The 9,167-nt window shown below is 63.8% G+C and carries 8 protein-coding genes and 1 pseudogene; 4 read left to right on the top strand and 5 right to left on the bottom strand.

Annotated features, from left to right (window positions below):
- A pseudogene (locus VNW74_RS23505) lies at window positions 1-232 on the top strand (ATPase); the annotation flags it as partial.
- Window positions 233-259: 27 nt separating this feature from the next.
- A complete protein-coding gene (locus VNW74_RS23500; RefSeq protein WP_325681271.1) occupies window positions 260-769 on the top strand; it encodes a DinB family protein in 510 nt (169 codons plus the stop codon).
- An 8-nt stretch (window positions 770-777) separates the two neighbouring features.
- Here VNW74_RS23500 and fadD2 read toward each other — a convergent pair whose 3' ends face one another.
- Complete coding sequence (gene fadD2 / locus VNW74_RS23495; protein WP_325681269.1) at window positions 778-2,457, bottom strand: long-chain-fatty-acid--CoA ligase FadD2; 1,680 nt, start codon at window positions 2,455-2,457, stop codon at window positions 778-780.
- Between the two features lie 67 nt (window positions 2,458-2,524).
- Between fadD2 and VNW74_RS23490 the strand changes: the two genes are divergently transcribed.
- Window positions 2,525-3,778: a DNA polymerase domain-containing protein gene (locus VNW74_RS23490; RefSeq protein WP_325681267.1), complete on the top strand. Its 1,254-nt coding sequence runs from the start codon at window positions 2,525-2,527 to the stop codon at window positions 3,776-3,778.
- Here VNW74_RS23490 and VNW74_RS23485 read toward each other — a convergent pair.
- The 4 genes from VNW74_RS23485 to pstB all read right to left on the bottom strand — a co-directional run bounded on the left by VNW74_RS23485 (window position 3,764) and on the right by pstB (window position 7,619).
- A complete protein-coding gene (locus VNW74_RS23485) occupies window positions 3,764-4,618 on the bottom strand; it encodes a PstA family ABC transporter permease (RefSeq protein WP_325681265.1) in 855 nt (284 codons plus the stop codon). The two genes, VNW74_RS23490 and VNW74_RS23485, sit on opposite strands and share 15 nt — an antisense overlap.
- A gap of 1 nt (window position 4,619) precedes the next feature.
- The gene (gene pstC, locus VNW74_RS23480) at window positions 4,620-5,636 is read right to left on the bottom strand and encodes a phosphate ABC transporter permease subunit PstC (RefSeq protein WP_325681282.1); all 1,017 of its coding nucleotides are present in this window, start codon (window positions 5,634-5,636) and stop codon (window positions 4,620-4,622) included.
- A 63-nt stretch (window positions 5,637-5,699) separates the two neighbouring features.
- Window positions 5,700-6,815 carry a phosphate ABC transporter substrate-binding protein PstS gene (gene pstS, locus VNW74_RS23475; protein ID WP_325681263.1) on the bottom strand — a complete coding sequence of 372 codons (1,116 nt, stop codon included), beginning with the start codon at window positions 6,813-6,815 and terminating at the stop codon, window positions 5,700-5,702.
- A gap of 6 nt (window positions 6,816-6,821) precedes the next feature.
- Window positions 6,822-7,619 (bottom strand): phosphate ABC transporter ATP-binding protein PstB, encoded by a 798-nt coding sequence (pstB, locus tag VNW74_RS23470; protein ID WP_414686754.1) that lies wholly within the window; start codon window positions 7,617-7,619, stop codon window positions 6,822-6,824.
- 386 nt (window positions 7,620-8,005) lie between these two features.
- Between pstB and pstS (VNW74_RS23465) the strand changes: the two genes are divergently transcribed.
- The gene (gene pstS, locus VNW74_RS23465) at window positions 8,006-9,112 is read left to right on the top strand and encodes a phosphate ABC transporter substrate-binding protein PstS (protein WP_325681261.1); all 1,107 of its coding nucleotides are present in this window, start codon (window positions 8,006-8,008) and stop codon (window positions 9,110-9,112) included.
- Window positions 9,113-9,167: the final 55 nt, after the last annotated feature.

Genomic DNA, 9,167 nt, shown 5'->3' with positions numbered 1-9,167 from the left:
GCTCGACCAACCGTCGCGCGAACAAGCTTCGCGTGGTCAACGAACGCGCCGGACCGTCGACCTCTCCCCCGCCACCCACCGGGCCCTCGACATCTGGCAGCGAGACGCCGCGGACCGGCTCGGACTCGCCCGCGTCACCGGTCAAGAGGTCATTTGCGCGCTCATCGAGCAGCTGTTATCCGACCCGAAACTTTCCGCCGAGGTGACCCGGACTATCCGGGAGCGGCGCTGACGGCTGGCCAGTGCTAGCTTCGCCGTCATGGCAGAAACGCAGCGTCCCGATCGCCGCGAGCAGGGAGCAATCGGCGAGCGCACCCTGCTGGAGTCATTCCTCGACGACTATCGAGATATCGTGGTGCGCAAGGTTTCCGGTCTCTCCGACAGCGATGCGCGCCGCGGGCTCGTCGCGTCGCCGACCACCGTGGGCGGGCTGGTGAAGCACCTGCGTTGGGCGGAATACGGGTGGTTCGAGCAGCTTTTGCAGGAACGAAGCGACGACAACCGTCGGCCCCACGAGCGCTCCTGGGAGTTCGAGCTCCTGCCGGACGAATCCCTGCCGACGCTGATCGCCGAGTATCAGGCCCAGTGCGAGGAATCCCGGCGCATCGCCGCACGGTATCCGCTCGATCACGTGGTACCGCATCGTCGCTTCGGGAAGGTATCGCTGCGCTGGATCTACGTGCACATGATCGAGGAGACCGCCCGCCACACCGGACAACTCGACATCCTGCGCGAGCAACTCGACGGCGCGACCGGGTTCGACGGCTGAGCCAGTGGCTATTCGACCTCGCGGTCACGCAACTCGCGTTTGAGGATCTTGCCGGTCGGGTTGCGCGGCAACTCGTCGAGGAAGATGACCTCGCGCGGCACCTTATAGCGGGCCAGGTGGTCGCGGACGTAGTGCTTGACGGTGTCCTCGTCGAGGCTGGCGTCCTGTTTTTTCACCACGAAGGCGCGCAGCCGGTGGCCCCACTCCTTGTCCTCGACGCCGATCGCGGTGGCCTCCACCACGTCCGGATGCCCAGTGATCAGGTCCTCGACTTCGGCGGGGAAGACATTCTCACCGCCGGAGACGATCATCTCGTCGTCACGGCCACTGATATAGAGCAGGCCGTCGTCGTCGAAATATCCGACGTCGCCCGACGACAGCAGCCCGTCGATGATCTGTTTCCTGCCGCCCCCGGTGTAGCCCTCAAACGGGAACGTCGTGCCGACGAAGATCCGCCCAACCTCGCCCTTCGGCAGCTGCTTGCCGTTCTCGTCGAAGATCTTGACCTTCACCCCCTTCACGACCGGCCCCACGGTCGAGGAGTTGCGTTGCAGGTGCTTGGGTTCGGCGATGGTGGCGAATGCGATCTCGGTCGAACCGTACATGTTGTAGACCACCGGGCCGATGTCCTCGAGCGCCCGTTCGGCCAGGTCGGCTCCGAGCGCCGAGCCGGAGACGAAGACGATCCGCAGGCTGGATAGATCGGGCTTGTTCTCCAGCTGCTCCACCGCGGCGAGGATGCGCGACAGCATGACCGGGACGACGACAAGCGCGGTGGCCTTGTGCGTTTCGATGTCTTGCAGCACCAGCGTCGGCTTGAAGCGACGCCGCAGCACCAAGGTGGAGCCGAGGAACATCGCGATGGTGGCGTGCAGATAGCCGAGCGCGTGGAACATCGGCGACGGCAGCGAAGTCACCTCGCCGGCCTTGAACGGAACATGCGAGAGAATGCCCCCGATCGGGGCCAGCGTCGGCGGGGTACTGCGGTTCGCGCCTTTCGGCGTGCCGGTGGTGCCGCTGGTCAGGATGATGATCGACGCGTGCTTGGTGGCCTTGGGTACCGGCGATTTGCTGTTCTGGGCGACCAGGTCGGCCAACGTCTCGTCGGTGCTGCCCGACGGCTCGTCGCTGTCGGGGTTGGTGCCGAGGGCCCGCAGCTTGCCCAATGGCGGATCGGCCTGGCTGACCGCCTGGGTGTATTCGTCGTCGTGAATGATCAGCTTGGCGCCCTCGCGTTCGGCGACCTCCTTGATCTGTGGACCGGAGAATTCGCTGTTGAGCAGGATGATGCGGGCACCGACCCGCGCGCAGCCGAAATTGGCGATGGAGAACCAGCGATGGTTGCGCGCCAGGATGGCCACCCCGTCGCCGCCGCGGACACCCTTGGCCAGCAGCCCGTGAGCCACGGCATTGGTGGCCTCGTCGAGTTCCTTGTATGTCAGGGCGCCGTCGTCGTCGATGATCGCCGTGCGGTTGGGTGTGCGCCGCGCGTTAAACGCAGGCAGCATGCCGATCTCGCCCCATTTCCGAATGTCGGCCGCCAGCGCTGCGTAGTTCAGCGGCGGCTCCAACCGGAACGCGCCGGATTCGATGATCTTGCGCAGGTAGTGCAGTTCGGCCACCCCACGCTCGGCGTACTGCTGAAGCTTGGCTGCTGCCTGCCCAGGCAGATCGATGAGATTCGGCATGACTTCCACCCTATGTGACCCACGTCGCACCCAGGGGAGGAAAGTTGTCCGCAATTACCATCAACCCATGGGGCCGGTGTTATTGGACGTGGGCGGACGCCAGGTCGACGTCACCCACCCGGACAAGGTCATCTTTCCCGGTCACGACCAGCAAGCAGGCCACACCAAGATGGACCTGATCCGCTACTACCTGGCCGTCGCCGACGGCGCCCTGCGTGGCGTGGCTGGACGCCCCATGATCCTGAAGCGCTTCGTCAAGGGCATCGATCAGGAGGCCATTTTCCAGAAGCGGGCGCCCGCGAAACGGCCCGACTGGGTGGATGTCGCCGAGCTGCGCTACGCATCCGGAACCTCGGCCAAGGAGGCCGTGATCCATGACGCTGCCGGGCTGGTCTGGGCGATCAACCTGGGCTGCGTTGACCTCAACCCGCATCCGGTGCTCGCCGATGATCTCGACCACCCGGACGAGTTGCGCGTCGACTTGGACCCCATGCCCGGGGTGCACTGGCGGCAGATCGTGGACGTCGCACTGGTGGCCCGCGAGGTGCTGGAGGATTACGGGCTGACGGCGTGGCCCAAGACGTCCGGCTCGCGTGGCTTCCATATTTATGCGCGCATCGTGCCCGGCTGGTCGTTTCGCCAGGTGCGCTTGGCTGCCCAAACCGTGGCGAGGGAAGTGGAGCGACGCGCCCCCGAGTTGGCGACCAGTCGCTGGTGGAAGGAGGAACGCGAGGGCGTCTTCGTCGACTTCAACCAGAACGCCAAGGACCGCACGGTCGCATCGGCCTATTCGGTGCGGGCCACACCGGACGCGCGGGTGTCGACGCCGCTGCGTTGGGATGAGGTCGCCGGCTGCGACCCGGCCGCGTTCACTGTGGCGACGGTGCCGGAGCGATTCGCCGACATCGGGGACCCGTGGGAAGGAATGGACGACGCCGCCGCGGGCCTGGATGGGCTGCTCGCGCTGGCCGAGGAACTCGGCCCGGCCGAGAAGGCGCCGAAAGGTACACGCCGCGGCGAGGGCACGCGCCGTCGCCAGTCGGTGATGCCGCTCATCGAGATCGCCCGGACCAAGACCAAGGACGAGGCGATGGCCGCCCTGAACACCTGGCGGCAGCGCTACCCTGCGGTGGCGGATCGCCTGCAGCCGGCCGACGTGCTGGTCGACGGGATGCGCGGCCCGAGCTCGATCTGGTACCGGATTCGGATCAACCTGCAACATGTGCCCGACGACCAGCGCCCGCCGCAAGAGGAGCTGATCGCCGACTACAGCCCATGGCCGACCCGTTGGGAAACGTCCGAAAAGTCACGCCGACTCTGAATGCCGCCGTGCGAACCAGGTGACCAGCCGGCCGAGGATGATCAGCAGCAGTAGGAACACGATCAGCAAGAAGGCCGCGTCGTAGGACAGGTCCAGAGCCGTTTTCGACGGCAGGTTGTAGAACGTCCAGATCGGATACGTCAGGTAACCGACGGGCGAGTGCGTAAGTGTTGCAGCAGGGAGGGAATCCGACCAGCCCGCCGTGTACAGCATGGGCGCCGTCTCGCCGATCGCCAGCGCGAGCGCCACCAGCATCCCGGTCACGATTCCGGGTAGTGCCGTCTTCAGGACGATCCTGCGCAGCGTCCAACCGACCGGCAACCCCAGCGCCTCTGCCCCTTCCCGATACGACGTCGGCACCTGAGCCAGTGCCGACTCGGTGGCCTTGGTGATGTACGGAATGCTCATCACCGACAGCACCAGCACCCCGGCCGCCAGCGAGAACCCCCAGTCGAAGTCGACCACCAGCGCCAGATACCCGACGTAGCCGAGCACGATGCCCGGGATCCCCGACAGCACCTCGTAGGCGCCTCGCAAGATTGATCGCATTCTGCCAGTGCCGAATTCGGAAAGATAGATCCCGGCCAACACGCTGACGGTGCCGCTCACCAACGTCACCCCGAGGCCCAGCACGGCGGTCCCGACGATGGCGTTGCGCAGCCCGCCGCCGTTACCGCGGCTGTCCTCCACCAGAACGCTGAAATGAAACACCGGCAACGCACGGCTGACCACTCCGATCAGCATCCACAGCGTCGGGGCGATCACCAGCGCCAGGCAACAGAACGACATCGTCCAGAATAATGCGTTGACGATTTTGCGCCGAGCGGTTACCGACCTCATTTCAGACACCTCGACCGACGGGCAGCGCAGTGCCCGACGCCCGTCGTACCAGTGCCCGAGCGGCCACATTCGTCAACAAGGTGATCACCATCAGCACCAGGGAAGCCTCGGCGAGCGTCTTCACTGCGAAGTTAGTGGAATCGGTCAACGCTGAATCCAGTTGCGACACAACGGTGGCAGCGATTGTGGTCATGGTCGAGTAGATGTTGTTGGGCATCGCCCCCAACTCGGCACCGGAGACCATCGCGACGGCCATGGTCTCCCCCAGCGCACGTCCAAGCCCCAGCACCACTGCCCCGATGATGCCGCCGGACACCCACGGCAGGGTGACCCTGCGCGCACACTCCCAATCGGACATCCCGAGCGCGGTCGCGCCTTCACGGGGCAGCGATGGAACTCCCCGGATCAGGTCGCGGCAGGTGCTGGCGATGATGGGGATGATCATCACCGCCAGCACCAGACCAGACACCAACATGCCCTCTCCGTTGCCGGGGTTGCCGCGAAAGTAGTCGAGGACCGGCACGTCGGGAGCGTTGCGGGCGATCACCGGAGCGACGTGGCGAGCAATCAACGGCCCGAAAGTCATTGCCCCCCAGAGACCGACGACCACACTGGGAATGCCGGCGAGCAATTCGAGTACCGTGCCGACGATTGAGACGAGATGTCTAGGCAATCGTTCGACGATTGCGAACGCCGCTCCGACGGAGATCGGGACCGCGACGACCAGGGCGATCGCGGAGCTCGCCAGGGTGCCGACGATCAGCGGCAAGGCGCCGTAGCTAGCGCCGATCGGATGTGCGACACCGTGGGTGACGACAGTGTCGCCGTAGGTATTGCCCGGGTTCCACCCCGTGCCGGTGAAGAAATGCAGTCCGTTGAGTTTGATCGCTCCGGTCCCCTCAATGCTCAACGTCGCCAGCACGAACAACAGCGCGAGCAGTGCGATCGTCGCAGCCAGCCCACCGGCCCACCGGATCGCGAGACCTCCGCGAATGATGGCGCGAAACCGAATCCGCATGCGCGACAGGACGGTCACGCGGCCCCGCGCAAGCTGGCGCACCGCAATGGTCACCGGAGCTACTTAGCCGGTGATCTTGGCGATCTGAGCGTTAGACAACTTCGCGACCGAGGCAGGCAGCGGCTGGAAGTGGAACTTACTCAGAAACGATGGGCTGCTACCGTCCGTCACCGACCAGTGCAGGAACGCTTGAATCGTTTGTGCCACAGCGGGATCCTTCTGGTTGCCGTATACGATCGCGTACTCGTAATTGACAATCGGGTAGCCGTCGGCGGCCGGCCCGTTGATCAGGGAGATCACCTGGTCGGCCGGGGTCTGCGAAGCAAAGCCGGCGGCCTCCGCCTGAACGTTATGGGCGTCCGGCAGCAGATAATCGCCTGAGGCATTGGCTAATTGGGCCTCGCCCAGCCCTTTCTGACTAGCTTGGTCGAGATAGCTGGTACCGATGTAAGCGACGCAGCCTACGGTTTGAGCGCAGCCGGTCACCATCCCGCCGGCACCGTTCTCACCCAAAGCGCCTGGCACCGCGGGGAAATCGACGGTTGTGTTGTAGCTAGGTCCCTGGCCCCAGCCGTCGGGGTCCTGCTTCGACAGATACTGGGTGAACACGAACGTATCGCCTGACCCGTCGGAGCGGTGTAGCGGCACCACCGGAATAGACGGCAGGTTCACCCCCGGGTTGAGTGCGGCGATCTGCGGGTCATTCCAGGTTTTGATCTTCCCTTCGTACATCGCCGCGAGCACTTTGCCATTCAGCTTAAGATGCTCGGTGGCACCGGGCAGGTTGTAGTTGACCTGTTCTGCGGAAACGGCCAACGCGATGTTCATCAGTCCCTTGTGCGCGGACATGTCGCCGTCCGACAGGTAGGCGCCGGAGGCGCCGATGTTGACTGTCCCGGCGGCGGCCTGCGAGATCCCGGCGCCCGATCCGGTGCTTCCGGTGGTGATCGTGACGTTTGGGTATTCGGCGTTATAGGCCGGAGCCCACAGATTCATCAGCGGGTACAGCTCGGTGGCACCGGTCTCCGACAACGCCACCTTCGACGCCGCGGGGGAACTGGCCGGGTTACCGGATCCGGCCCCGGGGCTGGACGAACCACCTGTCGAGTTCGAACCGCAGGCCGCTGCGACCAGCATCACCGGTACAGCGACCAGAAGCGCACGCGAACGAATTTTCATGGACCCTCACCTTTCTTGTCCCCCGTCTGCGCCCCCATTTGGGTGTGTGCCACCCAGCCTGCGGTCACCGAAAAGTCCAGAGACGTAACGGATCGTCTCCGGATGCTTCGGCGATAAGAACAACTGCTCGGTGGGACCTTCCTCGATCAGCCTGCCGTCGAAGAAGAAGGCAGTGCGGTCACCGATCCGTGCGGCCTGGGCGAGATCGTGGGTAACCATGATCACGGTGAGCCGGTCGGCCAGTGATCGAATCAGCTCTTCGATTTTCGCCGTGCTGGTGGGGTCCAGTGCGGATGTCGGCTCGTCGAGCAGCAGCACCTCCGGCTTCACCGCAAGCGCACGGGCCAGACACAACAGCTGCTGCTGACCACCGGACAGCCGGAACGGTGAATCGCCAAGCCGATCCTTGACCGCATCCCACAGGCCGACTTCGGATAGCCGAGCCTGCGCAATGCTCTTGAAGTCCTTGCGCGGCGACAGCTTATGCGCACGCACACCGGCGACCACGTTGTCGATGATCGACATCGGGAACGGATTGGGACGCTGGAACAGCATGCCGACCATGCGACGAAACTCCATGAGATCCTGATTTTTGAATATGCTCCGCCCACCCAGCAGTACATCGCCGCTGTACCGATAGCCAGATACCCTGTCGTTCAGACGATTCAGCGCGCGCAGGAACGTAGTCTTACCGGAGCCGGTCGGTCCGAGCAAGGACGTTACCCTCCGCGCGGGAAGGTCCAGGCTCACCTTGTCGAGCACAGTATTGGTGCCGAAACCGAGGCTGAGATCCACCGCACGCATGGCGAATGCTGCGACATCGGCATGAGCGCCGGCCTTGCCGTTGAGCTGTTCAGGGCTGATCAACACCCCACAAAGCTACGACGCTATGTGGCATAAAGGATCTCGCGCGGCCATCCTCTGACCATCTGCACAGCTGCCACAAATACCGCGCCCATCTCCACGGATGCTGCTCATCCTGTACTCAGCTTCCGCTCATCCTCAGCTGCTGTTGACCGTTTGCTCACTTACTAATTTCCTGCAGAGGCGCCGCTAATCCTGCACCCATGTTCTGGGGTTTCTATAGCCACAGGTTCGCGTGTTGTCGGGTGCGGCGGGACGTGTTCCAAGGGGGCTCCCCGGTGGCGGATTGAGGGTGTCTGCCTCCCTGAGGATTCGGAGGAGTTCCGGTGAAGTTCAATCGATCCGGCGCTGTGCTAAGTCTGTTGGTCGCCAGCGCACTGGTGTTAGCGGGATGCGGTAGCACGACCAGTGCATCGTCATCTGGATCTAGCCCGGCCGCAGTGCAGTGCGGTGGCAAAAAGCAGCTCAAGGGCAGCGGTGCGACCGCACAAGAGAACGCGATCGAACAATTCGTGTTCGCCTATGTTCATGCATGCCCCGGCTACACGCTGGACTACAACGCGAACGGCTCTGGTGCCGGCGTGACCGATTTCGTCAACAACGTGAGCGACCTGGCGGGTTCCGGTGATCCGCTGAATCCATCCAAGGGCCAGGTCGATCGCGCGGCACAGCGGTGCGGCTCGCCGGCATGGGACTTGCCGACGGTATTCGAACCCATCGCAATCACCTACAACATCAACGGGGTGAACTCGCTGAAACTTGACGCCCCAACGCTCGCAAAAATTTTCAACGGAAGCATCACCACTTGGAATGACCCTGCGATCACGGCGCTCAATCCGGGCGCCAGCTTGCCATCGGAGCCCATTCACGTCTTTTTCCGTAGCGATCAATCCGGCGACACGTCGAATTTCGAGCAGTACCTTGTTGCCGCGGCAGGCGACGCCTGGGGTAAGGGCGCCGGCCAAACATTCCTCGGCGGTGTCGGCGACGGCGGCATCGGGGATAACGGCACCTCCGCGGAAGTTCAGAACACCGAGGGATCGATCACGTACAACGAGTGGTCGTTCGGGGTGGGTAGGCAATTGAGCATGGTCCAGATCATCACGTCAGCCGGTCGGGATCCGGTGGAGATCACCACCGACTCGGTGAGCAAGACCATCGCTGGGGCCACGTTCAACGGGCAGGGCAACGACCTGGTGGTCGACACCTCGTCGTTCTACAAGCCGACGCAACCTGGTGCGTACCCGATCGTGGAGCCGACCTATGAGATCGTCTGCTCGAAATATCCCGATTCCACGACCGGTGCGGCGGTAAAAGCGTTCATGCAGGCCGCAATTGGGCCGGGCCAAATCGGTTTAGACCAGTACGGATCGATACCGCTACCGAGCGCGCTCCAATCGAAAATCGCGGCAGCTGTGAACGCAATCTCTTGAACAGCGGGGGCTTCGGGCTCGTCATCAGACGGCTATCGGCGGACTTTTGAAAGGA

Origin of the sequence: Mycobacterium sp. (assembly GCF_035570115.1) — a bacterium.
GTDB lineage: Bacteria > Actinomycetota > Actinomycetes > Mycobacteriales > Mycobacteriaceae > Mycobacterium.
This window is presented reverse-complemented; position numbering and strand designations above follow the sequence as displayed.

Excerpts from the sequence above, each read along its gene's own strand:
- fadD2 (WP_325681269.1), bottom strand. The coding sequence starts at position 2,457 with ATGCCGAATCTCATCGATCTGCCTGGGCAGGCAGCAGCCAAGCTTCAG.
- pstC (WP_325681282.1), bottom strand. The coding sequence starts at position 5,636 with ATGCGGATTCGGTTTCGCGCCATCATTCGCGGAGGTCTCGCGATCCGG.
- pstS (WP_325681263.1), bottom strand. The coding sequence starts at position 6,815 with ATGAAAATTCGTTCGCGTGCGCTTCTGGTCGCTGTACCGGTGATGCTG.
- VNW74_RS23500 (WP_325681271.1), top strand. The coding sequence starts at position 260 with ATGGCAGAAACGCAGCGTCCCGATCGCCGCGAGCAGGGAGCAATCGGC.
- VNW74_RS23485 (WP_325681265.1), bottom strand. The coding sequence starts at position 4,618 with ATGAGGTCGGTAACCGCTCGGCGCAAAATCGTCAACGCATTATTCTGG.
- VNW74_RS23490 (WP_325681267.1), top strand. The coding sequence starts at position 2,525 with ATGGGGCCGGTGTTATTGGACGTGGGCGGACGCCAGGTCGACGTCACC.
- pstB (WP_414686754.1), bottom strand. The coding sequence starts at position 7,619 with ATGCGTGCGGTGGATCTCAGCCTCGGTTTCGGCACCAATACTGTGCTC.